This window comes from Saccharicrinis sp. GN24d3 (genome assembly GCF_052400645.1).
Taxonomy (GTDB): domain Bacteria; phylum Bacteroidota; class Bacteroidia; order Bacteroidales; family Marinilabiliaceae; genus Saccharicrinis.
Genome location: NZ_JBQTGI010000005.1, coordinates 226278 through 251524, shown reverse-complemented (window position 1 = coordinate 251524; position 25247 = coordinate 226278). Strand labels below are relative to the sequence as shown.

Below are 25247 nucleotides of genomic sequence, written 5' to 3'. Positions count from 1 at the left end.
AATTCCTTACTGCGTTGAAGTATATATATACTTAATGTTAAATTTTTTATATACGTGGTGGTTGGCTTTTTTCTATAAATAAATACCTAAAGCTGAACTAGATGGTGCACCTATCTAATTCAGCCCAACAGCTATTGATGGATTATTCTTTTAATTTCTTACTAAACGCACGTAGTTACGTATTCTAAGTAAATCATCGGCATTGTCCGATTCCATTAGGTAATCATCCACTACGCCGGCTTTAGGGTCAGAACGCTGTGCCCCTGCTCCATGCCAGTCGTAATATTCTGTTGCAGAGCTATTATCTCTGCTGTAAGCCTTTCCAAAAGCAATGTAACAAGCTGTGTATTTAAAATCACCTTGTGTAGTACTCGTCCAAAACCAACTGTCACTATCCGTACAGCTAAAATAGGTTTCGTCAATAGCCGGAAATGTGGTCTTTTCATAGTCCACAATACTTTGTAATTCTTTGGTATTTGGCAAACGCCAATCGGTATATCCGGCTACTTCACTTTCTGATGCAAGCGCTAAAGCCTCTACCCAATCATACGTATTTCCGTCGTCGGTCTGTTGCCAAATAAGGCCTGTAGCTTGATCTGTAACTGTGCCATCTCCATTATCTACAAAATCATTCACGCCATATACATTTTCTTCCCCACGCACTGCTCTTACGAAGCAACCAGGATCCTGAACTCCCGAACTCCCATCAAAATACAATCCTGTTTCGTACGATTTAATGTGTCCGTCGGCAAAGTTAAATCCAAATGCTCCTTCAATGTTATCTGTTTGCAAACCGCCTTTTACATATTTTGTACTCGACCAATATTGCCCTGCATAGGGTATATTTTCATCATACTCAAAATCAAAGTATTCATCGTAAAGGTAAGGTTGTGAATCGCTTGTGTTTGTTGCGTCCAACTCACCATTAGAATTTAATAGTGAATATAACTCTTTAATAGTGGGTAGTCTCCAATCGGTATATCCCCCTATTTCCAGACTTTCGACATAATCAAACGCATCATAATAGTTGTGGCGTTCAAAGTCTGGGGTTTGCTGCCACATTAAACCCGTATTTAAATCGGTTACCGTACCATCTCCGTTATCTTCAAAAGACGAAGCCGTACCCGAATATTGTGCATCCTGTCCGTAATAGTCATCACCTTCACCCGGCGCTGAAATTTCATTGCCATCAGCATCATAAAAAACATCTTGCCCAGTATCCGTTAAAATAAAAGTTACCGCTGGTTCTGTCTCTTCCACTTCTTCCTCAGTAATATCATCATCTTTTTGGCAAGATGTAAAAACAGAAATAGCCAGAAACAGCACTAATGTGTTTAAAATAATGGCGTTTTTGCCCGATAGGGTAGCTAAAAAAGACTCAAATTGTTTGCTCCTTAGTGTGTACTTCGTTCCTTTCATATCAGCATATTGATAATTAATATTTTCACACGAAATTACCCTGCCAAGTATTAATTAAGGCATATAATCTATGATATGAAGAGTTTTGACGACAGTATGTGATATTTTATCTTACATTGATAGTTACTATCTTTGATCATTCAACCTTGAATCTAACGCCAGTTGGCTTAACAACTATTGATGCCGTCATTGTTTTTGTTATAATTACTGGGGTCCTGCCCGTTGCATTCCCTCAAACAAGGGAAATATCTTTATCTTCGGGTGTTTTTATGGGTAGTTTTCTGGGGATACACCAAATCGGACTATTGACATCGTGTTACTTTTATTGTGTTTGTTGTTACCAGTTTGTAAATATAATATAAATACATGGAAAATTATTAGCCTTATTTGCCCATATCTCCCTGCCGGGGAGAGAAGGCAAATTTATGGCAGCGACCGCATGCCGCCTTAGCTTTAGTGGTGGAATGGGCTCGAACTTTCTTGTTTTGTGGGTTGGCTACTTTTTTATTTAGTAAATTAATCGATTTAGTGTCATCGTTTCACGGGCGCCAATTACGGTTTTATGCTTTGTTGTATGCTTATTTTTATTCGAATATTCTGTTTCTGAAAATGTCTTTTAATCCGGCATAATTTGTTTTCGGCTCACGACAAATATAAATAGTGGTTAACTCATCCTCACTTTCATCTGCATAGGGATTTAATATTGTGTCCGTTACTTCGACGGTAGAAAAAAAGTATTCCCAATACTCCTTTGGCACACCTTTGTTGCTGATTGCAATTAAGGTACCCGGCAGATTGCCATCATTAGGCGCCCATTGATAATAGCTTCCATGATAGGATATAGCTTTCGGAACGTTATATTCTTCGGAGAATAAATTGACCGCACCTGCTTGTTTATAATGTTTCCCCCAGATCACACAGTTCTTTTTATCTTCCAAATGCAGATCATCATATATTCTTTTCACTGACGAGAGCACCTTTCTCCATTGATATTGAGAGTAAAATTCTTCAAACGGCAATGGGTAATGATTCTCCTCATTTTTAATATGGGCATATTTAATAAACCTATCCAGTTTTAGTATTGTCATTCCGTAAGGGAGCATAACTGCACCACCTATAACAAGTAGAATTATTTGAGCACAGTATAACCAATTTCTTTTATTGAATACTTTTATTTCAAACCAAACACTTCCCAATATGACCAGGCAAATTAACGCAGGGAAGAAATAATAATGTTTTCCTTTTGAAACAGCTAATAATAGAATCGAAATCAGTATGGAGAGGGACACAATATGGTTATGTTCATCTTTTTTTAAAAAAACAGCATACACAAAACCTGCTGTATAGATGCCTATAGCAAAAGGATTCAATTGGATAAATAGGTTTAGTAACCCCTTGGTTGCGGATTGATCATTCAGTTGCGCCTTGTACAACTCTTTCATATGATGCAAAACCGGAAAGTCATTTATAATTTGCCATATAATATTAGGGCTTATCAGTAGGATAAAAAGAACGGGATAAATAATAGTCTCTCTGCCAAGGATCCCGTTTCTTGTTCTTTTAAAAAACAATAGACTAATCAAACCAGCCACAAAAAAGAGGATGTCGTATTTGTTCAAGAAACCCGCTGCCAATGTCAGAGCAAGGAGCAATAAATACTTTTTATTAAGGGTTTTAACAAATCTGACAAAGAGAATGAACCCCAGTAACCAAAAGAACTGGCTAAAAACTACCGGTTGAAACAACTGGTGAGTTCGAGTGAAGGCAGGAGCTGCCAGTAAAAATGTCATTACCAGTAACAATGCTTTTGTTTTACCGCCCAGCTCAAGTGTAATTTTTCCGGCAAGTATAAATATTGCCATAGAAGCCAGATGCGAAAACAAGTGATGAACAATAACTGAAGTAGAACCGGTAAGATTTTGAAGGTATGCAAAAACCCCAATCAATGGGGGAAATTCCATAAAACCGAAAGCAAGGTGATTTCCCGCATCAATATGTAATAATTCATCTCCCTGAAATCCGGAATGAATATCAGCTAATAGGTGCAAGCCTATTTTTAGCAGGCAGGCAAATCCAATAATAATATCATTATTCCATTTCATTTCTGGTTATTTCCTCGGAATTAACGCACAACGTTTACTGGACGAAATGTCAGGGAACGTGTAAACGAACCATACCTTTCAAAACGCTATGGAGCCCTAAATTATATTATTGTTCTGTGAAAACCCTCATTACTGCATCAACATCGTCAGTGGCGAGCGTCGGATAATATAGCTTGTTTTCTTCAATGGAACCTTCGATGGTTATACCCCAAATGGTCATGTCTATCTTTGGCGGATTGTAGCGATAGGTACCTTTTTCATTTAACTCGATAAATCCATCCTCATAGTAATCAAATTCATTTTTTGATTTGAAGGTGATTTGGTAATAATATTTTAGCCCGCTATAGATTGTATCACAAACCCATATGGTGCCTATCAACTCCGGGCTATCATTATTCTCGCTTTTATCGCAAGCACACAATCCTAATAAAACTAAAACCAGAGTAGCAAATAATGTTTTTATTACGTTCATAATGGTAAGTTTTTGTTTGTGATTATAACAAGATTGAATACCGTAAAAGTTACAAAAACAACCTCTTATTTAAAACCAATTTAATCAGTAATGTTGTTCAACATCATTATATCTTTTCTTAATCCTCGAACCTCGGTTCTTTTCTCGTAAGCCTTATTTCTTTATCGTGAATATCTCTGAACAACTCCTCAACCTTAATGAAGGGGTCTTGGACATCCCTGAACAAACCGACTACCTCCTTGATTGACCGCCGGAGTTCATTGCTTCACATATATACCTTTTCGATTGAATCTCAGCTTACTTTATTTGAACGATACCGCTGCGATACAATTCAATCGCCTCGTTTAACAACACCCTGATGTCATTAATCGGCAAATCTTTATACGGATCTACCCTAAAAATCTTCATGCGGGAGCGAGTGCCCTGCTCCAAACCGGGGTGATTCAAGTGCTTACCTTCCACCATCAGAATATAGGGTTCGCCTGTTTTTTTTTCGGTCCAGAGGTAGCAGAACATTTTGTTTTTATAGCAAAAACAAGGCATCCCATATTTTACTGTTTCAGTAACGTGCTCGTCCTGGCCAAGGATGATATGTCTTAATGCGAGCAAACAACTTTTTTGCGGTTCTGGTTTTTTAAGGTAATACTCATCAAGGTTCAAGGTCATCTTACTCATTTTTGTCCATTACACCCACATAAAAATCCACCTCTGCGTCAAAGGGGTCTTGTGCTTTCTCCCCGAAAACCTCAAAGTCAGCAACATAGTTTCTATCCCATTTCATCTCAAATATTCTTGACCAATGTTTCACCACCAAACCTTTCGTCAAGTCTCCTTTTTCGCTGGTCTTGATATAATTCCCGCCGACAAATGACCTCCCCACCATTCCATCAGGAATTGAATTTAAATTTTTCACCTTACAACCCAGTATCGCAGTGTAAGGTTGAGTATGGTCTCCTTCATAGTCTGTGTAGAGTGAATAAACGACACCGTCGGCCTTGTTGGGGATTTTCTCAAAAATATTTTCCGACATAAAGCGTTGCCACATTTTCGCAATTTCTTGGGCCGCTTGTCCATTCTCGTTAGTAGTTTTTACCGAGATTCCAATAACCTTAAAAGGTTCGATTATTACTGTTTTCATTTTTTGTTTTGTTTTGATTCGATACAAATGTAGAATCACCTGGTGTCAAAGGTATGTCAGGGGTATTATGTTTTTTACTACCGCATTTTTCAAGGCATTCTTGTAATGTTATGTTGTGAGGTTCAAACTGCGTATCTAATCGCATTAGGTTCCGGATTCTATCCAGCCGAAAAGCTCTATAATCTTTTCTCATTCTGCAAAATGCGATTAGGATCCAATTGTCATTGGCGGTGTAAAGGGCGAAAGGTTCTATTTGCCTTTGTGTTTGTTTATTGTCCATTGATACATATTCAATTTGTACGACTTGAAAATTAGCAATACAAGACTGCAACTGCATCAAATAATTACTGGTTTTATGGTTGTATTTGTTGTTTCGGACTTGAATTCTTTGGGAAAGGAAATCCAGTTTAGATTTTTGGGTAAGGCGAAGTACAGATTTTATTTTTGTTATGGCATTTTGATATTGGTCGACCAAAGATTGATCTTTGTTCTTTAAAATCAGATATTCTGCCGTGATGAGGGCACTGGCTTCTTCTTCGGTGAACATGATCGGTGGAAGTTTGTATCCTTCCATTATGGAATAGCCTTTGCCTTCTTCGGTTATGATAGGAATTCCAGATTGCTCAAGTGTCCTGATGTCCCGATAAACCGTTCGTATACTAACCTTATGTTTTTCGGCAATATCCTTTGCCGTTATAATATGCATTGACTGTAACTGTGTCAAGATAGAGGTCAATCTTGTGAGTCTTGGTTTGTCTTCTGCCATTGCTGTTTGATTTACTTTTGGCGTAGTAAGCCTAAAAACATTTTTCCGAAATCATTTCAAATCCTGGTTTTATGTATTCTATTTCATCATCCTGGTTAAAGCTTCTTACATACATTTTGAAATTATGGGAATCCTTAAGTTACTGCAAATTACTTCTTCAAAGACCTGACCTTGTCATGTAAACCTTCCCCATTGAGAATTTTCGGCATACATTTTTCAATTCTAGCAGTTCTGGTTTTTGATTGCTTTGGCTGAGTAAAATAAAGAATATACCCTCTTTGTCGCCCTTTTGTCAAAGCTTCAAAAGCAGATTTAAACACCGGGTCTTCTTCGAATTTATTTTCCAATTCCTTGGGGAAGGGTTCTGTATTCTTTTTAAAGTCGACTTTCAATCCGGCCTTTTCAATTTCAATGGCTTCATAGATGTAGGCCTTAAGAATAGCTTCGCGCTCTATAATTCCCTGAGTGTCATTAAACTTAACATATCGGACAGCCCGGGAATTTTCGCCGGGTGCGACAAGAATATGATGGGCATCTTTCAGTAAAGTTCCCTTGAAAAAACTAATCGCACAAAAATCCCTCAATGCACTTACCATTAAAACGTTTTTGTTCTGAAAAGTATAGCATGGGACACCCCATTTTAATTCCTCAGTTAACCCACATTCAAGCACAACCGCCCTTAACAAACTCAATTCTTCCGGCCATTGATGAACTTTACAACCGGAAGTACCTCCAAGTGGGCAGCGCAAACAACCATCAGCAAGATATTTGTCAACTTTATGATTCATAATATTCGATTACAGACATTCCTCCATTACAACATTCCTCCGTGCCTTCATTACTTCCGAAGCCTACGCTTTACTCATCATCTCATCATCTCACCTTCTTGCCTATGCCGAGTACTGCAGCTCTATCAGCTTTTTGTACTTGCCATTGAGCACCTTCATCAGCGATTCATGTGTGCCTTGTTCTACTATCCGGCCTTGTTCCAATACCACAATTTCATCGGCTTTTCGGATGGTGGACAAACGGTGGGCAATGACTATGGATGTGCGTCCAATCATCAACTTTTCCAGCGCTTCTTGCACCAGTTTTTCCGATTCGGAATCAAGGGAAGAGGTCGCCTCATCTAAAATCAGAATCTTCGGATCGTTTAAAATGGCACGTGCTATGGCTATTCTCTGCCGCTGACCTCCGGAAAGTTGAGTGCCCCGTTCGCCCACAATGGTGTCAAACTTTTCGGGAAAACGCTCTATAAATTCCAGGGCGTTGGCGTTTTTTGCTGCTTCATAAATCTCTTGAACACTGGCGTCAGGCTTTCCATAGGCTATGTTTTCGCCAATACTTCCTCCAAACAGAAAGATATCTTGTGGAACTAAAGAAATCTGCCTCCTCAATGCTGACAGTGGAAAGTCGTAACTATCCACCTGATCGAAAAACATGGTGTTTTGAGGCGGCCGATGCAGCATTAATAACAAAGAGGCTAAGGTACTTTTACCGGCTCCACTGGGCCCTACCAAGGCAATCATTTTGTTACTTTCAATTTGTAGATTGATGTTTTTCAGAACCGCTTGTTCTTTGCGGGAAGGATAGGCAAAATTTAAGTTGCTCAGCTTTATTTTTCCATGCATTTTAAATTTAGGATCAACTTCACTTAATTCCTGAATATCCTCGGGTTCTTCATCATAAATCTTGAAGAGGTCTTCGGTAGCGCCGATAAACTTTTGAATATTGGCATAAACGGTTGCCAATCCTCCGATAGTACCTCCCACAAATACGGAATAGATCACAAAGGAAAACAAATCCCCTGCCACCATTTCGCCCTTTTGCAATAACACGGACCCTTTCCAAACCACAGCAGATATGGCACCAAACAGTCCTAAAATTATAAAAGATGAAAAAGCCCCGCGGTATTTACCGCTGGTCATGCCTAAATCGGCAATCTCTTTGGTCTTTTTTTTATATCGGGCTATTTCCACAAATTCGTTGGTGAAGGCCTTTACGCTCTGGATTCCTTGCAAGGTTTCTTCCACTATGGTATTTGAGTCTGCCACCTTTGTCTGAACCTCTTTTGAGAATTTACGGATAAACTTCCCGAAGAAGCGGGCAAAAACCATGGCGGGTGGTAAGACTATCAACATAAAACCCGTAAGCTGAATAGAGGTGATAGCCAACAGCGCAATTCCTCCAATGATAACCACAATTTGTCGGATGAATTCGGCCAATGTGGTGGTCATGGTTTCCTGCAAAAGGGCAACATCGGCAGAAATACGGCTGTTCAACTCCCCTACCCTTCTTTTCTCGAAAAAGCGCAAAGGGAGTTTAATCAGATGACGATAGCTGGCCAGGCGCAAGGCCGCCAACGACCGCTCTGTAACATTCACAAATAATATGATACGAAAATAGGAAAAGATGGCTTGAAGTATCAATATGCCCGCAATCAGCAAGGCTGTTTGATTTAAATCCAGCCCTAGCGTAGTGTTATTTCCCGCATTTACCAAATCACCCAATAATTTCGGAAAAGCCAGGCTAGCCAGGCTGGAACCCAACAAAAAGATCATACCCAGGATATACTGTATCCGATAAGGTTTTATATATTTATACAATCTCAAGGCACTGGCAATGCCGTTCCTGTCAAGTTTCCCTTTGGGGACGTTTGATGTATCTATTTTTGCCATTACCTCCTGTTAATCTAATAATATATCAAATAGACAATTTAACCGGAAGTTTGTTTTAAAACTGTTACCCCTTTAAAGCCAAATTACGGTTCTTGAAATTCGCGTCGTATGTAACCTCCTTCCCCATCCAAGATGGCGGTGCATAAGAATCGGCCTTTTCAATGGAATCAAATTCAATTTCAGCCAACACCAAACCTTCTAAACTGCCCTGAAATACGTCTATCTCAATAATCCTTCCCTCATCATTTATTAGGTGTCTGTGTTTTTCTATGCGACGATGTTCGGTCAAAGTCCAAAGCTGGTCAAAATGCGCCTTGGAAATGGGGATTTCGACTTCGATGCGGGTCAGTTCGCCAGAAGATTTAACCGTCAACCAATGATTTTCTCCCTTTTCCCGCACCCTAACTTCATTCCCTCCATCTTCTGATGCGATATACCCTTGCCGGATTGGCTGATAAGGTATCTTATTCAAAAAAGAGGGAGTATCTGAAACGAGAAACTTACGTTCTACTTCTTGGGCCATGTAATACTATTTTAAAATATAAAGTAAAGAAAAATATTTTAACGATTCGAGGGATTTGTCATAATCACCTAACTCATTTCATTGTCTGTTAAGCATGCAAGCCAGCTATTCTGTGACATTACTTATCCAGTCAATACAGTATCTTAAAAATCCGGTCGATTGTCGCAATTATAATATAATCTTGACATAAATATAACTTTCATATTTTGCACGATTAGAACCCGGAACTGGCGTCGGAAAGTATATCCAAAAAAAGAGGATGTTACGCTGCATCATCCTCTTTTTTAAAACTATATTTTTATTTTTTTCCTAAATAATACACGAAAGAAGTTGCTTCTCCACTTCCCTTGATTTTTCCTCTCCCAATAATCCTTTTACATGCCCACACAATTGTTTAACAGCTTTTTGCTGTTCTCCTTCCGTTCCCGAAAACAAATCGAAATATGACGTGACAATAGAGTCCGGAAATTCCACGTCCCCATATTGCCCCCATTCTATCAAATATCTGACAGCTATTTTCTCTGCCTTTGTAAAATCGCTCATAACATTCATTGTTTTGATTCCGATTCTGAAATACGCAAAACACATGCCAAATTGTATTTGTCCTACTCAATCCATTATGTAGAACGCTTTTAAATATCGGTTTTAAGTCAAAATAGGAAAAATATTTATTACGGAATATTTTCTTTAATAGAAAACTTATCTACTTTTGAACTTAGATTTTCAAGCCGATCGCACGGCTTATTTTACCTGACAACAAGTCAGTTGAAACCAAACAACAAGCAATTAATAACCAATGACATCAGTTAACAAAAAAAAGGAAGGATTAGTACCGGAACCTTCGTTGCGTAGGTTGCCAGTTTATTTGGCTTACCTAAAACTTGCCAAGCGAAGAAATCAGGAATTTGTATCTTCGACTCATATAGCCCGTGACATGGGTGTAGATCCTACCCAGGTAACTAAGGACCTATCATACACCAGCATAGTTGGAAAAACAAGAGTTGGATACGAGGTAATTGCGCTTATTGACGTCTTGGAAGATTTTCTGGGTTTTCGTTCTTTGGACAAAGCCTATTTGTTTGGTGCCGGAAGTTTGGGAAATGCATTACTGCACGACCATGGTTTAAATCAGTACGGCCTTAAAATAGTCGCTGCCTTTGATATCGACCCTAAAATAATTGGCCGTAAAATCGAGGGTGTACCCATTTACCATGTGGATGAATTTCAGAATATGCAGGATAAAAACGTGGAAGTAGGTATACTCACCGTACCTGCCGAATTCGCTCAGAGTGTTGCGCAAACCATGGCGGAAGGCGGTATCAAAGGCATTTGGAACTTTACGCCCATCCGAATTCGCCTCGAAGAAAACGTTGTGATCCAGGACACTTCGTTGTATGCACATTTGGCGGTTATGTTTAACCGCATGCAAAGCATTGATCCCAAATAGAGATTTCTGATTCCGATTAGAAAGTCAGTGTAAATTTTGTCTCCTTTTCCGGTTCTGAGTATGCGTTTATGGTACCTCCATGCAATCTTAATATTTGACGCGACAAACTTAAACCAATACCCGAGCCTTGAGGTTTTGTGGTAAAGAACGGAATAAAGACACGTTCCAACACATTGGGTAAAATACCTGGCCCATTATCCACTACCTGAATTACAATCCTGCCGCGACTATTTAGGTAGGCATTGAGCCCAATACTGGAACCTTCCCTGCCTGAAACCGCATGTATCGCGTTTTTAATTAGATTAATGATTACCTGCTCAATCAAATGCTCATCCGCAGACAATTCCAGTGATTCCGGTTCAATATTAACCCGGCAAGCTATGTTCTTGCTTTTCAATTCCTCTTCGAAAAGGTTGTGTATATTACCCAGCAACTGCCTCACCCTGAAGATGGAAAAATTTGGCTTCGGAATTTTGGTCAAATTTCTATAAGTATTGACAAAATGTAAAAGACCGTCTGTTCTTTTATGAATCGTTTGTAAAGCACTTCCCACTTCCTCCAGTGTCTCTAATTCATCCGCATTAATACCCTGCTCTTTCAATTCCTCGGTCAATTCTTTTAAAATCAGAGTTACCGTTGAAGCTAAGGACGATATGGGGGTAATTGAATTCATAATTTCGTGGGTCAGCACTCGAATAAGCTTCTGCCACGATTCCATTTCCTTTTCCTCCAGCTCTTGCTGAATATTTTTTATGGATACTAAGGTTATCGTACGGTTATGAATTTTAAATTCGGTTGCATATATAACCAACTGAAGCAGGTTATCTTTTTCCTGTACCTTAATCAAGGTGTTCTCGCCGTGTTTAATGCTGAAAAGTTTTTCGACCAACTCCTGGCTAAAACCACTTAAGGCCTGAACATTGCTTAAATTCCTGATCTGAAACAATTTTTTGGTGGCGTTATTGATGAGTTCCACCTTGCCATCTTTCTGAAAGGCGATTAATGCTATGCCTATATGCTGAATAACGGTCTGCAGGTAATAAAAGTTCTCTTCCTTCTCTGCCCTTACTTCCTGAAAATCCTTGATAACCTCATTAAAAGAATTCTTTAGTTTTTCAAAGGACGAACCTTCCCCTTCCACCTGAAAAGTCCTGGTAAAATCGGAATACCGGATTGATTCCAGAAAATTGTTTAAAATCCGATTGGTTCGGTCAATATAATGGATAAAGGCAAAAATCTGAATACCGATAAACCCGCCAATTAAAAACAGGGTCATGGTAAGATCGGTATTATAAATCAGATAAAACAGCAAAAAAATAGATGCCGTCAACACTGCCGTTCTTAAAATAAAATTTATCCTGAAGTTTTTATAAACCATACTTCTCCATTCTTCTGTAAAGCGAAGTTCGCGTCAGGCCTAGTTCCGATGCGGCCTTTGAGATATTCCCGCTGTTCATTCTCAATACCTTTTCGATAATCGACCTTTCCACCTCGTCCAGGTTGTACGAAGTAAGTTCAAGCCCATCCGAAGAAGATTTGGGAGGGGTTAATTGAAGGTCATCCTCACTCAAAACGGGTCCATCGCTCAAAATCACCGCTCTTTCCAACACGTGTTGAAACTCTCTCACATTACCAGGCCACTGATAATGCAGCAACTTATTCAGCGCACTTTTGTTTACTTTAGCCGCTTTTTTATATTTTTTAGAGAAATTGTTTAAAAAGTGTTCTGCCAGTACCGGAATATCTTCGGGTCGATCGCGCAAGGGCGGCAGCTCAATTTCTACGGTGTTCAAACGGTAAAGTAAGTCTATCCTGAATTCGTCTTGCCCTGCCATATCTTTCAAAGGCATGTTGGTTGCGCTAATCAACCTGATATCAATAGGTTTCGGTTTATTGGCGCCCACCCTTGTCACTTCCCTTCGTTCCAAAACCGTTAACAGTTTGCCCTGAAACGGTAAAGAAAGGTTTCCGATCTCATCAAGAAAAATGGTTCCATTCTGTGCCAATTCAAAACGTCCGGGCCTGTCCGCTTTGGCATCGGTAAAGGCACCTTTAACATGCCCAAACAGTTCGCTTTCGAACAATGTTTCGCTCAAGGCCCCCAAATCCACGCTAATAAAAGATTCGTTATTTCTGGTTGAATTTCTGTGAAGAGCCCTGGCCACCAACTCTTTTCCCGTACCGTTCTCACCCAATATAAGCACGTTGGCATCGGTTTGTGCCACTTTTTTTATGGTATTGAATACCTTTTGCATTCCGGGAGAAACGCCAATGAAATCGGCAAAGGGCTGATCCATTATGCTCTGCATCTCATGCTGCTTCTCCTTTAAATCGTGAACCTCGTTACGCGACTGCCTAAGTTTTACCGCAGACGATATGGTGGCTAATATTTTTTCGTTTTGCCAGGGTTTTAAAATAAAATCCGTAGCACCCGCTTTTATTGCTTTAACCGATTTTTCAACATCGCCATATGCAGTAATAAACAACACTACCGCTGCCGGATCTATATCCAATATTTTTTCGAGATACTGGAAGCCTTCCTGACCACTAATGGCATCTTTGGTGAAGTTCATGTCCAAAAGAATCACATCAAAAGTCTCTTTCTTCAAGATATTTTCAATATTAGCAGGATTACTTTCTGTTTTTACAACTTCCACATGTGACTTTAACAGCAGTTTTAACGCAAACAAAATATCTTCATTGTCGTCAACTGCTAAAATTCTTCCGTTTTTCTTTTGCATGAGTATTCCGTTTTCAGTTCTTTTTAAAGATATATATTTTGCGTTAATTGTTCAAAATCGTACGCTTTTTATCAACACCGGAAAGATCAAAAAGAATGCCGAACATGTAATATGCTTGATTGTAAGCCATTAATGCAGCTGGCATAGAAAATGAAGATAATAATTACCTAAATAGTTAGATTGTTGTATGATTCAATAGTTGGGGAAAGCATTCAATGGGCAGCTGTTTAGATATTTAAGGGTATAGATTACTTGATTATTTAATTCATAATGTATTAATTAGCGGTCAATTTAAGCCTATTGAACTGTACGTATTCGAACAGTTACTGTATCGAATACGTACACTTAGATTAATAATATATGTTACAGGCGGTAGAAATATCAAAGGAATACAGAAAGGGGCAAATCATGTCCTCTGTGTTAAGCAATATCAACATTGAGGTAAATGCCGGAGAGTATCTTGCAGTGGTGGGCCCGTCAGGTTCGGGAAAAACAACCTTATTGAATATCCTGGGTTTTTTGGACAAACCCACCAGTGGAAAGCTTGTATTTAAACATCAAAACATTTGTAAATTAAACGACAAGGAAAGGCTGGCTGTTAGGCGACAAGAGATTGGTTATGTTTTTAGTGAAGCCAACCTGATTGACGAACTAACCGTTTCTGAAAATGTGGAGCTTCCCCTTTTATATCAAAAAGTTAATAAAAGAAACCGGATAGAAAGAGTGCGTTTGCTGCTGGGCGAAATGAACTTGTTGCATAGAAAAAAACTCTACCCCAACGAACTATCAGCAATTGAGCAACAAAAAGTAGCTATTGCAAGAGCAATGGTGATACATCCTTCTTTGATATTAGCGGACGAACCGAGCGGAAACCTCAACTCTGCCGAAGGCAGTGAAATTTTAGATGTACTGGGAAAGATCAACGATAATGGAACCGCCATTGTATTATTCACTCATGCCAGACGAATTGCGGAACGAGCCCGAAAATCGGTTCAATTATTCGACGGCCATCTTTTGTTGGATAAGGTATTGAAGTAAGCATGGAATTAATATTTAATTACATAAAAGTTGCGATAAGATCCTTGTTTAAAAAACGGTCAGATGCTGTTTTGAACGTGATAGGTTTGTCAATTGGGATCACTATCAGCATCTTGGTTTTTATGTACGTGCGTTACGAGCTTGCCTATGATAAAGCATATACCCAAAACAACCGAACATACAGAGTTATTACAAAAGGAAATATCGGCGGAAACGAATTTGAGAACGCCATGACACCGCAGCCTTTATCCGCTTTCCTTCGCAATAACTTCCCTGAAATTGAAAGTGTGGTAAAAATTGTTAGAGGCGCCAATAAACTGGTCACTTATAACGAAAAGAAATTTAACGAGGATAACTTTTTTTACGCAGATTCCAGTTTTTTTTCAGTTTTCGACATCCCCATCATTAAAGGAGATTCGCACCATCTATTAAAAAACGATGAGGACCTCGTTATTACTGCTCCAATAGCTGAAAAATATTTTGGAAACGAAAATCCAATAGGCAAACTCCTTAAGCTCGACAATGGTTTACATTTTTATGTTTCAGGTGTTTGTAAACCGCAACCGGAGAATTCCCATTTTCATTTCGACTTTATTGCTTCGCAACAATCTGTCAGAAAATTGTTCAAAGGCAAAAAAGAATACGCGGAACCGGAGAAACCTGACTGGCTAAGAATCGATTGGTACACTTACTTTGTTTTGCGCAACAAAAAAGATGCAACTTTGCTGGAGGAAAGAATTCAAAAAGAACTTCACAACAAGGTACAAAATCAAATTGCCGGTCACATAGAGAATAAAGATAGTGCGATTAATGAGATCAAATCCCTCTCGTTTCACCTCCAGCCAGTGGAAAGCATTCATTTACATTCTAATTTGGATGACGAACTTGAACCGAACTCCAAATATATTTATGTGGCCCTATTCCTAACGTTGGCCATATTTGTATTGTTGATTACCTGCATCAACTTTATGAATTTGACAACGGCCAGGGCTTCGATACGAATAAAAGAGATCGGTGTGCGTAAATTGGTTGGCGTAAATCGCAAGTCGTTGATGATGCAATTTGTGGTGGAGGCTATCACGTATAGCTTTGTGGCACTTTTCATTGGTTTGGTGCTGGTTGAGCTTTTACTCCCTGTTTTTAACTCCTTGTTCGATTTAAACCTGGGATTAAATCGGATTGAGGGACGTTTCGATCTCTTATATATTATTTTGCTAACCTTTTTGGTTGGTATTTTTTCGGGTATTTACCCTGCTATTTCTTTCTCCCGGCTAAACGAAATCTCTATTTTCAAAGAGGGTTTTCAGCCCCAAAAAAAAGGTGTGATAGTGAGAGGGGTATTGGCAGCTATGCAAATGACGGTAACCACATTCCTTATCATACTTTGTTTGTCAATGCTATGGCAGATCCAATACCTGAGGAACAAGGATTTAGGTTTTAACAGCGATAATATTATTGTTGTAGAACGCGGCTATTCTATTGGCAAAGAACTTGATCAATTTAAAAGGGTACTCAAATCCATACCCAACATACAAGAAGTTTCGGCCTGTGCCATTTTACCCGGAGAAAAAGCCTCACTAAATTCAATTAATTATCCTAGCAAGTCCGGCGACAAACTCGTACTTCTCCCCCTCAATTTTGTTGAAAAGGATTTTTTTAAAACCTTAGATCTAAAATTGGAAGCCGGAGCCATTTGGGATGATAAAAAAAATGAACACATCCCAGATTTGGTTATCAACAAACAAGCACAGGATTTTCTGAAAATGAATAAACCCCTGGGGCAACGAATGACCATCATGGGTAAACACAGCAAGGAATCTTCCATTAAAGGAGTGGTGAAAAACTTTCATTTCGAACCGGTTCAATTTCCCATCAGACCTTTGATTCTGCAGAATATACATCAGGACAGTTTTTACGACAACCTGCTAATCAAAGTTGGCCCCAAAGGCGACCTTAACCACATTATAAAGCAAGTTAATGCCCAGTGGAATAAGTTTACAGATAACGATCCGTTCGAATACAAAATGCTCAACGAAACCTTATCCGATAATTTAAATGAAGAATCCCTGGTTTTAAAAATATCACTGATCATTATGCTCTTGTCCATGTTGGTGGCCTGGTTAGGGTTACGGGCTTTTGCCGCTTATATTGGCGAAATGAAAGAGAAAGAATTCAGATCGAAAAAAATTATTGGGGCATCATCAAATCAAATATTGTCCGAGTTATTTATGTCTATCAGTCATTATGTGCTGCCCGGAATTCTACTCTCTATTCCAATCTCGTTTTTTGTGATTTCATTATGGCTTAATGGTTTCGCATATTATAGCCGCTTGCCGTTACTGTATATGTTTGTTATTTCAGTAATTGTCTGGGGCATTTGCTTTCTATTGGTGCTAATTCATTCCGGCAAAAGCGTTAAATCAAGCCCCGTTGATATTTAATACGATTACACTGCCGAATACTTTCTCATCCTCACGAAATCCGTATTGATATATTCTTTGGGTTGATTTGGAGCATATTAAATCTAAATAAATGCCCTTGTAATTTAAGAACTGGTATTTCTAAAAAAAAACAATATATTTGCGCAATTCTAGAGAACAGAATCAAATTTAATACGACAATAAAAATAAATCTTAAGTACAGATGCAAAACAAAGGAGCAATCAGGGTTTTTGCTATCCTTCTGGCTTTGGTGAGTTTATACCAATTGATATTTACTTATCACACCAGACAGGTAGAAAAAGAGGCAAAAGAAATTGCATTGGGGGATCCACAAGCAGAAATTAATTATTTGGATTCAATTGCTAACGAACCAGTATATAATTTCTTAGGAATAAGGAAATACACTTACAAAGAGTGTAAGGAAAAGGAAATTAACTTTGGCCTCGACCTAAAAGGGGGTATGAACCTTATCCTTGAGGTAAAAGTGGCCGATATCCTTAAAGCCCTTTCCAATTACAACACGGACCCTACATTTAATGAGGCTTTACAAATAGCTGAACAGAAAGAAAAAACATCTTCCGAGGACTTTATCACACTATTTTATAATTCTTTTAAAGAATTAGATAGCGAAGCTCGTTTGGCGGCCATCTTCAACACGGTTGAACTAAAAGGTAGAATCGACTACAACACGTCCAACGATGAAGTCATTAAAGTGGTTAGAGAAGAATCCTCAAGTGCCATCGATAACGCTTTTAACATTCTTCGTACCCGTATCGACCGCTTTGGTGTTACCCAACCAAACATACAGCAACTTGAAAAAGCCGGTCGTGTATTGGTTGAGCTTCCCGGTGTTAAAGATCCCCAAAGGGTTCGTAAACTATTACAAGGGACTGCGAGTCTTGAGTTTTGGGAAACATATGAAATTGGAGAGTTGGTTCAGAACTTGATTCAAGCCAACCAGAAAGTGATTGAAATAGAAACTGCTAAAGCTGAATTGGCAAAAAGCGACGTACCTTCTGAAGTAACCGAAGAGGTTGAGGCGGTTCAAACAGCCGAAGATGCTGCCAGTGATTTATTAAGCCAGTTAGATTCGGATAGCACACAGGTAGATTCTTTGGCTACGCAGGAAATGAGCAGGTCACTTTTCAGTGTTCTTTCACCAAATCAGCGTCAGCAAGGACCTCTTGTTGGTTATGCCTTAGCCAAAGATACATCAAAGGTAAATGCATACTTGCAAAATGAGCATGTTAGCGCTTTGTTTCCAAAGAACGTAAGATTTATGTGGGGTGTTAAACCACTACCTCAAAGAGAGCTGGCTGATGGAACAAGAAGCAAAGACGAGATTTATGAGTTGATAGCTATCAAAGTTTCCAGCCATGACGGTCGTCCTCCGCTGGAAGGTGACGTAGTTACCAGCGCACGCGCCGAAACAGGACAAAGTGGCGATTATGAAATCAGTATGGGCATGAACGCCGAGGGTTCTAATGTATGGGCTCGTCTAACAAAAGCAAATATAGGTAAAAGTGTAGCTATCGTTTTAGATGGTTATGTATACAGTTATCCAACCGTAAATGTTGAAATTAAAGGCGGCAGAAGTTCTATTACAGGAAACTTTACGCCTGAAGAGGCGAAAGACCTTGCCAACATTCTTAAGTCAGGTAAACTGCCCGCCCCTGCACGTATCGTTGAGGATACGGTAGTGGGACCTTCTCTGGGAGAAGAAGCTGTAAACTCAGGTTTTTCATCTTTCATCTGGGCATTTATCGTGGTACTTGCTTACATGATTTTCTTCTACGGGTTTAAAGCTGGTACGGTATCCGACCTTGCGTTATTGGCTAACATGTTCTTTATCCTGGGAGTTCTTGCTTCTTTTGGTGCGGTATTAACTTTGCCGGGTATTGCCGGTATTGTACTTACCATTGGTATGTCGGTGGATGCCAACGTACTTATTTATGAGCGTATCCGCGAAGAAATGGCTGCGGGCAAAGGTGTTCGTTTAGCTATTGCCGATGGTTATAAGAATGCATTCTCAGCCATTATTGACTCCAACGTAACTACCTTCCTAACCGGTCTCATCCTGTTCGTATTCGGTACAGGGCCTATTAAAGGTTTTGCGACTACCCTGATGATTGGTATTGCCACTTCATTCTTCTCGGCAATTTTTATCACTCGCTTAACTTATGAGTGGTTATTAAACAAAAAGATTGAAGTTAAATTCAGCACTAAATTGACGGAAGGGTTCATGAAGAACACCAAGATTAAATTCTTGGAGAAAAAGAAATCTTTCTTTATCATTTCAGGAATTATACTCTTGGCCAGTGTTATTTCTTTAGCTACACATGGTTTAAAATCGGGGATCGACTTCTCGGGAGGACGCACGTATGTGGTTCGTTTCGAAGAAAAGGTTTCAGCTTCAGATATTCAAAAGGCTTTGGCCACAGAATTTGAAGATGCGCATGTTGAAGTAAAAACTTTTGGTGGTGAAAACCAGGTAAGAGTAGCTACAAACTACATGATTGACGAAAATGGCACCGAAGTGGATAACGTTATTGAAGAGAAACTTTTTAACGGTTTAAAGGGAACTTTAGGCGCTGATGTTTCATTTGAGAAATTCATCAACGATTACCGAATGAGTTCACAAAAAGTGGGACCAACCATTGCTTCCGACATTAAAGCTAAAGCGTATAGAGCCATCTTATTCTCACTAATTGTTATCTTCTTGTACATCCTTATCCGTTTCCGCAACTGGGAATACGGTTTAGGCGCATTGGTTGCGTTGGTGCACGATGTTATTGTGGTATTAGGAATTTTCTCCATGTTATACAGCATAGTACCTTTTAGTCTTGAAATTGACCAGGCATTTATTGCTGCCATACTTACGGTAATTGGTTATTCGATAAATGATACTGTGGTTGTATTTGACCGTATCAGGGAATATTTAGGTTTGCATCCGAAACGCGACAGAGTAGGAGTGGTAGATTCTGCCTTGAACTCAACCATCAGCCGTACCATTAATACGTCATTAACAACCTTTGTGGTATTATTAGTCATCTTCTTATTTGGTGGCGAAGTAATTCAAGGGTTTGTGTTTGCGTTGATGTTAGGTGTTGTGATAGGTACCTATTCTTCATTGTTTATAGCAACTCCAGTTGCCTTCTCGGTAATTGAAGCAAGAGAAAAGAAGAAAATAAAAGCTAAAAAATAAGCACTGTTAACTTATAATTTGCTCACCCTTTAAACCTTTGTGTTTAAAGGGTGTTTTGTTTTTATTATCTTTGGGGAATTAAAAAATACCATTCATCGGATAACTCAGTAATATACTGACTTTAGTCTTCTGATGAATCGTTATCAAGTAATCCGGTTTATAATCTAATAGTCTAAACTAAAAAATATGTATTTCGGTTTGTTTTCTTTTGGTGGTGGAGAAATTTTCATCGTATTGATCGCTGTTTTGGTGTTATTTGGGGCGAACAAAATTCCTGAATTAGCCAGAATGCTGGGCAAAGGAATGAATGAGTTCCGAAGAGCTACCGACGACATTAAGCGCGAGTTCAGAGAAGGAGCCGACGAGTTTAAAAAAGACCTGGAGGACAGCAAAAAGGACATCGACAACCATATTCACGAAATAGGGGAAACATTTACGGAACAGGATGACTACGACCCGTACGAGGATTTGGATGAAGATGAAAACGAAGACAAAACGAGTAAGGATGTTACCTCCATTGAAGAAAACACATCAAGTGATGACAAAACGGATCCTGAAAGCTTCACTCAGCCCCGCCCTAATAAATCAGACAAAACAGAAACTGAATAGAGAAGGAGAATTAAATGGCGTTTTTAATGGTACTGGCAGGATTCGTCCTGCTTTTTTTTAGTGGTGATTGGTTGGTGAAGGCCAGCGTCCAAATGGCCAGATACTTTAAAATATCCACCTTGGTGGCTGGTATTACCGTAGTGGCTTTTGGCACCTCGGCCCCCGAATTGATTGTGAGCCTAAACGCCGTTTTTGATGGCGTACCGGATATCTCAGTGGGAAATGTCATAGGTTCCAACATTGCAAACATAGGGTTGGTACTCGGGATAGTTGCTGTTATTATGCCCATAAGTGTAAAAAAAGACAGCTCTGTATTTTTCGATTGGCTAATCATGATGGTGGCCTCTCTTCTATTTTTATTATTTGTACAAAACCAAAAACTGGAACTGTACGAAGGAGTAATATTCGTGGTTTCCATTACGCTATACTTAATATACTCGGTGTATAAGTCGCGCAAGACGATGGGCAAAACAGGTGAGACAATCCAAACACCAAGCATGAAGATTATCTATGCTATCGGATTATTGACAATTTCAGCCGTTGGTCTTTATTTTGGTTCTGAGTTACTAATTGATGGAGTGGTTATCATTGCCAAGGGATACAATATCAGCGAGCGGGTTATTGGAATCTCGGTAGTGGCTTTGGGCACCAGTGTTCCCGAGCTGGCTACATCCATTATGGCAGCCATCAAAAAAGAAACAGCCATTTCCATCGGTAACATCATCGGATCCAACATATTTAACATATGGGCCATTTTAGGAATAACATCTATACTTAAGCCTGTTCATGTTTCACAAGTATTAATTTCGGTGGATGTGTGGTGGATGATTGGCGTGGCCGTTTTGTTACTGGTTACTTTGTTACCTATGAAACGAAGCGTGATAACAAGGTGGGAAGGCCTGATAATGATGTGCACATATCTATTGTATATGTTTTTACTTTTTAGTTCATAATACAAGAAGGTTCTCATGCATGAATATGTAAAATTCCACAAATTCATGGGTGGGTTCTACTTTTGAATAAATACAATTTAATGATTTCAGCAAAAGGCATCAAAAAACAGTTTGGCGATTTGCAAGTTTTAAAGGGAATAGACCTTGACATCAAAGGTGGCGAGGTGGTTTCAATTGTGGGACCCAGTGGCGCCGGCAAAACTACCCTTTTGCAAATATTGGGCACGCTGGACAAACCCAATGCAGGAAATGTCATTATCAACAATACCCCTATTCAAAATTTGTCTGAGCGGGAATTAGCCAAATTCCGCAACGAGAATATAGGTTTCGTTTTCCAGTTTCATCAGCTGTTGCCTGAATTTAATGCGGTCGAAAATATTATTCTCCCTGCCCTTATTGCCGGAAAAAACAAAGCCCAAAGCGAAGAGAAAGCGCGCCATCTGCTTTCCTTTTTAAACTTAAAAGACCGGGAAACACATAAACCTGCCGAACTTAGTGGCGGCGAGAAACAACGTGTTGCCATTGCCCGTGCCTTAATAAATGACCCTGCAGTAGTTTTTGCCGATGAGCCAACCGGTAGTCTGGATTCGCAGAACCAGGAGGAACTGCATAAGTTGTTTTTTCAGCTGAGAGACGAGTTTAAACAAACTTTTGTAATTGTGACGCACGATTTACATCTGGCACACTTAAGCGACCGGGAAATAAAAATGAAAGACGGTTTTATACAGTAATCGGATATGGATTTTAATGAGCTCAAATCTTTTTTAGATGAAAAAGTACTGCAATACAATGCACCTTCGTTCATAGAAACCGATCCCATATCCTTACCTAAACTTTTTACGAGAAAAGAAGATATTGAAATAGCAGGTTTTATGGCCGCAACCATTTCGTGGGGACAACGCAAAGCTATTATTAAAGCAGGGCATAAAATACTGGATTGTATGGCACATGAACCATACGATTTTGTGATAAACGGAGATATCGATGCAATTCCCGACGGTTCGGTATACCGAACCTTCAAAGGGGAGGATTTAAGATATTTCCTGAAAGCTTTACGCAATATGTACCAAACCCACGGCGGACTCGAGACCGTTTTCACCCAGGGTTACCTGCCCAATAAAAGTATGAAAGATTCTATTGCACACTTTCGTGAGACATTTACTTCGTTTCAAGAACCTGTGCGTACGGCCAAGCACTTGGCCAATGTACTTAAAGGATCCTCGGCAAAACGGATTTGCATGTATCTCAGGTGGATGGTCAGACAAGATAAGATGAAGGTGGATTTTGGACTCTGGAAAAATATCGACTCCGCAAACCTGATGTTACCTTTGGATGTACATACCGGCAATGTGGGAAGAAAACTGGGCATCTTAACCCGAAAACAAAGCGACTGGAAAGCTGTGGAAGAAATTACCGCCAATCTAAGAAAGTGCGACCCTAATGACCCAATTAAATACGATTATGCACTGTTTGGGTTAGGAGTTTTTGAAAAGTTTTAGTTATACCGATTATTTACAGAACCTAGTGCCAGATTCGCTATGCTGCTGAGCACCATTCATGAATATATCGATGTTAGCCGAGGTATTAATTTTAACATAAGGAATCATGCCCAACAACTATTTTAAATTTAAGCAATTCACAGTACATCAGGGATTGGCTGCCATGAAAGTAGGTACCGATGGCGTTTTACTGGGTGCTTGGGCTTCGGTTGAAGGAGCAAAATCAATATTAGATATTGGAACCGGGACCGGCCTCATCGCCCTCATGCTGGCTCAACGTAACTCAACTGCTAGAATAGATGCCATCGAAATAGATGAACAGGCCTGTGAACAAGCCATCATTAATTTTACGGAATCAGCTTGGGCTGAAAGATTACACATAGTCCACACTGATTTCCAATCGTATAAAGTGGATATAAAATATGACCTAATTGTCAGCAATCCACCATATTTTAACCATGCATTGAAAAACGATTGTGAAACGAAAAGCAAGGCCCGGCATACCGATAGTTTAAGTTTTTATGACTTAATAAAAGGTGCTGGCAAACTATTAAATGCGGACGGTCTATTTTGTGTTGTTTTACCCGCAAACGAAAAAAACAATTTTAAAATGTTGGCATCCCAGAATAACTTATACCTAAATAATGTGTTAAACATTAAGCCAACGCCAACCAAGCCTGCTAAAAGGGTATTAATGAGTTTTTCATTGACAGAAACAAAGTTAACTGAAGAGGAATTAATTGTTGAGGAGTTTGGTAGGCATCAATATTCAGAACGCTACAAACAACTCACTGAGGATTTTTACCTGGCATTTTAATATCAAAACGTTCATGTTTAAATATTGTAAAAAATCGTTTTACCAGGACTTCACTCCCCATTACATGCCTAACATTAAACTGGCCTTACCCGTGGTATTGTCGCAAGCCGGACAAATGGTAGTCGGTTTAGCCGACACCATTATGGTAGGTCAGTTGGGAGCAACAGAACTGGCCGCGGTATCCTTTGCCAACAGTATTTTTATCATTGGTTTAGTGGTAAATATTGGGCTGTCCATTGCCGTTACGCCATTAGTTGGCAAAGCCCATGGAGCTGCCCATCCCGAAAAATGCGGTTACTGGCTAAAGCAAGGTTTATCAGCGAACCTAATCTTTGCCTTGTTGCAGGTAGTCATTATGTATGCTGTCTCCTTCGCTATGCCATTAATGGGTCAAGAGGAAGCGGTGGTTCAAACGGCGAACTCCTATTATTTAATTCTGGTATCTTCGATTATTCCTTTTAGCATTTTTATGGTATTTAAACAATTTGCAGAGGGAATTGCGAACACCAGAATTGCGATGATTATTACACTTGCTGCCAACACCATCAACATCATCCTTAATTACCTCTTAATTTTTGGCAAAGGCGGATTTCCTCAACTAGGGATTGACGGTGCCGGATGGGCAACATTTATCTCCAGAATTATTATGCCCATGGCTTTTGCAGGAGCCTTTATGCATCTATCCTTTTTCAAACGATACAAGGAAGCCTTTATAAAAACAAAAATTCACCTTAAGGAAATACTAACTGTCATAAAGGTAGGCGTTCCCATTGGGGGACAGATGGTTATTGAAGTATTTGCTTTTAGCATGGGTGCCATCATGATGGGATGGATCAACCAGGAATCAATGGCAGCGCACCAAATAGTAATTTCCATGGCCAGTGTTACGTATATGATGTCTACAGGCCTGGCCTCGGCAGCTACTATCAAGGCAAGCAACTACCACGGTGCCGGAGAATGGGACAATCTAAAATATTCTGCTTACGCCATTATTCATAAGGTGATGATATTTATGGCTTTCACGGGTATTTTATTTATTTCGTTACGCCACTTTCTACCCACCTTGTTTGTGGATGATGCCCACGTAATATCCATTGCTGCCAGATTAATGGTTGTGGCCGGTATTTTTCAGTTGTTCGATGGCTTACAAGTGGTTTGGCTGGGCGTATTACGAGGCCTGGAAGATGTTAAAATGCCTTCGGTAATCGCATTTATCACCTGGATAGTATTGGCTCTTCCCATTTCTTATATTTGCACCTTCTCTTTAAAGATGGGTGCAGTAGGCATTTGGATTGGATACCTTACAGGATTATTTGCAGGAAGCGTGTTTTTGCAAATCAGGTTTGCAAACATTTATAGAAAACTAACCTCGATGAAATAACAAATCAGAATCGACTAA

22 protein-coding genes are annotated in these 25247 nt (G+C 39.5%); 10 read left to right on the top strand and 12 right to left on the bottom strand.

Annotation, left to right across the window (positions count from 1 at the left end):
• Positions 1-150: 150 nt before the first annotated feature.
• From ACT29I_RS08345 to ACT29I_RS08300, 10 genes are all read right to left on the bottom strand, one after another.
• Positions 151-1419 carry an Lcl C-terminal domain-containing protein gene (locus ACT29I_RS08345; protein ID WP_444793187.1) on the bottom strand — a complete coding sequence of 423 codons (1269 nt, stop codon included), beginning with the start codon at positions 1417-1419 and terminating at the stop codon, positions 151-153.
• Positions 1420-2003: 584 nt separating this feature from the next.
• On the bottom strand, positions 2004-3521 hold the full coding sequence (locus tag ACT29I_RS08340) for an ArnT family glycosyltransferase (RefSeq protein ID WP_444793186.1): 1518 nt from the start codon (positions 3519-3521) through the stop codon (positions 2004-2006).
• A gap of 106 nt (positions 3522-3627) precedes the next feature.
• Entirely contained in the window at positions 3628-3993 is a 366-nt protein-coding gene (locus ACT29I_RS08335; RefSeq protein WP_430931780.1) for a hypothetical protein, read from the bottom strand.
• A gap of 297 nt (positions 3994-4290) precedes the next feature.
• The gene (locus ACT29I_RS08330; protein ID WP_430931779.1) at positions 4291-4659 is read right to left on the bottom strand and encodes a DUF1801 domain-containing protein; all 369 of its coding nucleotides are present in this window, start codon (positions 4657-4659) and stop codon (positions 4291-4293) included.
• A 1-nt stretch (position 4660) separates the two neighbouring features.
• Positions 4661-5131 (bottom strand): GyrI-like domain-containing protein, encoded by a 471-nt coding sequence (locus tag ACT29I_RS08325; protein WP_430931778.1) that lies wholly within the window; start codon positions 5129-5131, stop codon positions 4661-4663.
• A complete protein-coding gene (locus ACT29I_RS08320; protein ID WP_444793185.1) occupies positions 5103-5897 on the bottom strand; it encodes a helix-turn-helix transcriptional regulator in 795 nt (264 codons plus the stop codon). The genes ACT29I_RS08325 and ACT29I_RS08320 overlap by 29 nt, the downstream gene beginning before the upstream one ends.
• A 149-nt stretch (positions 5898-6046) precedes the next feature.
• Positions 6047-6685, bottom strand: coding sequence for a YdeI/OmpD-associated family protein (locus ACT29I_RS08315; RefSeq protein ID WP_444793184.1), 639 nt, complete (start codon positions 6683-6685; stop codon positions 6047-6049).
• A gap of 102 nt (positions 6686-6787) precedes the next feature.
• On the bottom strand, positions 6788-8575 hold the full coding sequence (locus ACT29I_RS08310; RefSeq protein ID WP_430931775.1) for an ABC transporter ATP-binding protein: 1788 nt from the start codon (positions 8573-8575) through the stop codon (positions 6788-6790).
• Between the two features lie 64 nt (positions 8576-8639).
• Positions 8640-9098 (bottom strand): CYTH domain-containing protein, encoded by a 459-nt coding sequence (locus ACT29I_RS08305; RefSeq protein WP_430931774.1) that lies wholly within the window; start codon positions 9096-9098, stop codon positions 8640-8642.
• A 309-nt stretch (positions 9099-9407) separates the two neighbouring features.
• Positions 9408-9641: a hypothetical protein gene (locus ACT29I_RS08300; protein ID WP_430931773.1), complete on the bottom strand. Its 234-nt coding sequence runs from the start codon at positions 9639-9641 to the stop codon at positions 9408-9410.
• Between the two features lie 253 nt (positions 9642-9894).
• Between ACT29I_RS08300 and ACT29I_RS08295 the strand changes: the two genes are divergently transcribed.
• Entirely contained in the window at positions 9895-10545 is a 651-nt protein-coding gene (locus tag ACT29I_RS08295; RefSeq protein WP_430931772.1) for a redox-sensing transcriptional repressor Rex, read from the top strand.
• Between the two features lie 16 nt (positions 10546-10561).
• Here ACT29I_RS08295 and ACT29I_RS08290 read toward each other — a convergent pair whose 3' ends face one another.
• Entirely contained in the window at positions 10562-11923 is a 1362-nt protein-coding gene (locus tag ACT29I_RS08290) for a sensor histidine kinase (RefSeq protein WP_430931771.1), read from the bottom strand.
• Positions 11913-13286, bottom strand: a complete 1374-nt coding sequence (locus tag ACT29I_RS08285; protein ID WP_430931770.1) for a sigma-54-dependent transcriptional regulator — start codon at positions 13284-13286, stop codon at positions 11913-11915. The genes ACT29I_RS08290 and ACT29I_RS08285 overlap by 11 nt, the downstream gene beginning before the upstream one ends.
• A 360-nt stretch (positions 13287-13646) precedes the next feature.
• On the opposite strand from ACT29I_RS08285, the gene ACT29I_RS08280 reads away from it, so the two are divergent.
• From ACT29I_RS08280 to ACT29I_RS08240, 9 genes are all read left to right on the top strand, one after another.
• Complete coding sequence (locus ACT29I_RS08280; protein ID WP_430931769.1) at positions 13647-14324, top strand: ABC transporter ATP-binding protein; 678 nt, start codon at positions 13647-13649, stop codon at positions 14322-14324.
• 2 nt (positions 14325-14326) lie between these two features.
• Positions 14327-16765 carry an ABC transporter permease gene (locus ACT29I_RS08275; RefSeq protein ID WP_444793183.1) on the top strand — a complete coding sequence of 813 codons (2439 nt, stop codon included), beginning with the start codon at positions 14327-14329 and terminating at the stop codon, positions 16763-16765.
• Between the two features lie 202 nt (positions 16766-16967).
• Entirely contained in the window at positions 16968-19970 is a 3003-nt protein-coding gene (gene secDF / locus ACT29I_RS08270) for a protein translocase subunit SecDF (RefSeq protein ID WP_444793182.1), read from the top strand.
• Positions 19971-20156: 186 nt separating this feature from the next.
• Entirely contained in the window at positions 20157-20579 is a 423-nt protein-coding gene (locus ACT29I_RS08265) for a Sec-independent protein translocase subunit TatA/TatB (RefSeq protein WP_430931766.1), read from the top strand.
• A gap of 26 nt (positions 20580-20605) precedes the next feature.
• Positions 20606-21532: a calcium/sodium antiporter gene (locus ACT29I_RS08260; protein ID WP_430931765.1), complete on the top strand. Its 927-nt coding sequence runs from the start codon at positions 20606-20608 to the stop codon at positions 21530-21532.
• Between the two features lie 80 nt (positions 21533-21612).
• Positions 21613-22263: an ABC transporter ATP-binding protein gene (locus ACT29I_RS08255; protein ID WP_430931764.1), complete on the top strand. Its 651-nt coding sequence runs from the start codon at positions 21613-21615 to the stop codon at positions 22261-22263.
• A 6-nt stretch (positions 22264-22269) separates the two neighbouring features.
• Positions 22270-23031, top strand: a complete 762-nt coding sequence (locus ACT29I_RS08250; protein ID WP_430931763.1) for a TIGR02757 family protein — start codon at positions 22270-22272, stop codon at positions 23029-23031.
• A gap of 106 nt (positions 23032-23137) precedes the next feature.
• Positions 23138-23848 (top strand): tRNA1(Val) (adenine(37)-N6)-methyltransferase, encoded by a 711-nt coding sequence (locus ACT29I_RS08245; protein WP_444793181.1) that lies wholly within the window; start codon positions 23138-23140, stop codon positions 23846-23848.
• A gap of 13 nt (positions 23849-23861) precedes the next feature.
• Entirely contained in the window at positions 23862-25229 is a 1368-nt protein-coding gene (locus ACT29I_RS08240; protein ID WP_430931761.1) for an MATE family efflux transporter, read from the top strand.
• Positions 25230-25247 lie beyond the last annotated feature (18 nt).

What these genes read in the sequence shown, in the direction of transcription:
- ACT29I_RS08315 (WP_444793184.1), bottom strand. Translation starts at nt 6,685, where the DNA reads ATGAATCATAAAGTTGACAAATATCTTGCTGATGGTTGTTTGCGCTGC.
- ACT29I_RS08290 (WP_430931771.1), bottom strand. Translation starts at nt 11,923, where the DNA reads ATGGTTTATAAAAACTTCAGGATAAATTTTATTTTAAGAACGGCAGTG.
- ACT29I_RS08245 (WP_444793181.1), top strand. Translation starts at nt 23,138, where the DNA reads ATGCCCAACAACTATTTTAAATTTAAGCAATTCACAGTACATCAGGGA.
- ACT29I_RS08240 (WP_430931761.1), top strand. Translation starts at nt 23,862, where the DNA reads ATGTTTAAATATTGTAAAAAATCGTTTTACCAGGACTTCACTCCCCAT.
- ACT29I_RS08305 (WP_430931774.1), bottom strand. Translation starts at nt 9,098, where the DNA reads ATGGCCCAAGAAGTAGAACGTAAGTTTCTCGTTTCAGATACTCCCTCT.
- ACT29I_RS08320 (WP_444793185.1), bottom strand. Translation starts at nt 5,897, where the DNA reads ATGGCAGAAGACAAACCAAGACTCACAAGATTGACCTCTATCTTGACA.
- ACT29I_RS08295 (WP_430931772.1), top strand. Translation starts at nt 9,895, where the DNA reads ATGACATCAGTTAACAAAAAAAAGGAAGGATTAGTACCGGAACCTTCG.
- ACT29I_RS08335 (WP_430931780.1), bottom strand. Translation starts at nt 3,993, where the DNA reads ATGAACGTAATAAAAACATTATTTGCTACTCTGGTTTTAGTTTTATTA.
- ACT29I_RS08300 (WP_430931773.1), bottom strand. Translation starts at nt 9,641, where the DNA reads ATGAGCGATTTTACAAAGGCAGAGAAAATAGCTGTCAGATATTTGATA.
- ACT29I_RS08275 (WP_444793183.1), top strand. Translation starts at nt 14,327, where the DNA reads ATGGAATTAATATTTAATTACATAAAAGTTGCGATAAGATCCTTGTTT.
- ACT29I_RS08285 (WP_430931770.1), bottom strand. Translation starts at nt 13,286, where the DNA reads ATGCAAAAGAAAAACGGAAGAATTTTAGCAGTTGACGACAATGAAGAT.
- ACT29I_RS08345 (WP_444793187.1), bottom strand. Translation starts at nt 1,419, where the DNA reads ATGAAAGGAACGAAGTACACACTAAGGAGCAAACAATTTGAGTCTTTT.
- ACT29I_RS08265 (WP_430931766.1), top strand. Translation starts at nt 20,157, where the DNA reads ATGTATTTCGGTTTGTTTTCTTTTGGTGGTGGAGAAATTTTCATCGTA.
- ACT29I_RS08250 (WP_430931763.1), top strand. Translation starts at nt 22,270, where the DNA reads ATGGATTTTAATGAGCTCAAATCTTTTTTAGATGAAAAAGTACTGCAA.
- ACT29I_RS08325 (WP_430931778.1), bottom strand. Translation starts at nt 5,131, where the DNA reads ATGAAAACAGTAATAATCGAACCTTTTAAGGTTATTGGAATCTCGGTA.
- ACT29I_RS08280 (WP_430931769.1), top strand. Translation starts at nt 13,647, where the DNA reads ATGTTACAGGCGGTAGAAATATCAAAGGAATACAGAAAGGGGCAAATC.
- secDF (WP_444793182.1), top strand. Translation starts at nt 16,968, where the DNA reads ATGCAAAACAAAGGAGCAATCAGGGTTTTTGCTATCCTTCTGGCTTTG.
- ACT29I_RS08260 (WP_430931765.1), top strand. Translation starts at nt 20,606, where the DNA reads ATGGTACTGGCAGGATTCGTCCTGCTTTTTTTTAGTGGTGATTGGTTG.
- ACT29I_RS08310 (WP_430931775.1), bottom strand. Translation starts at nt 8,575, where the DNA reads ATGGCAAAAATAGATACATCAAACGTCCCCAAAGGGAAACTTGACAGG.
- ACT29I_RS08340 (WP_444793186.1), bottom strand. Translation starts at nt 3,521, where the DNA reads ATGAAATGGAATAATGATATTATTATTGGATTTGCCTGCCTGCTAAAA.
- ACT29I_RS08330 (WP_430931779.1), bottom strand. Translation starts at nt 4,659, where the DNA reads ATGACCTTGAACCTTGATGAGTATTACCTTAAAAAACCAGAACCGCAA.
- ACT29I_RS08255 (WP_430931764.1), top strand. Translation starts at nt 21,613, where the DNA reads ATGATTTCAGCAAAAGGCATCAAAAAACAGTTTGGCGATTTGCAAGTT.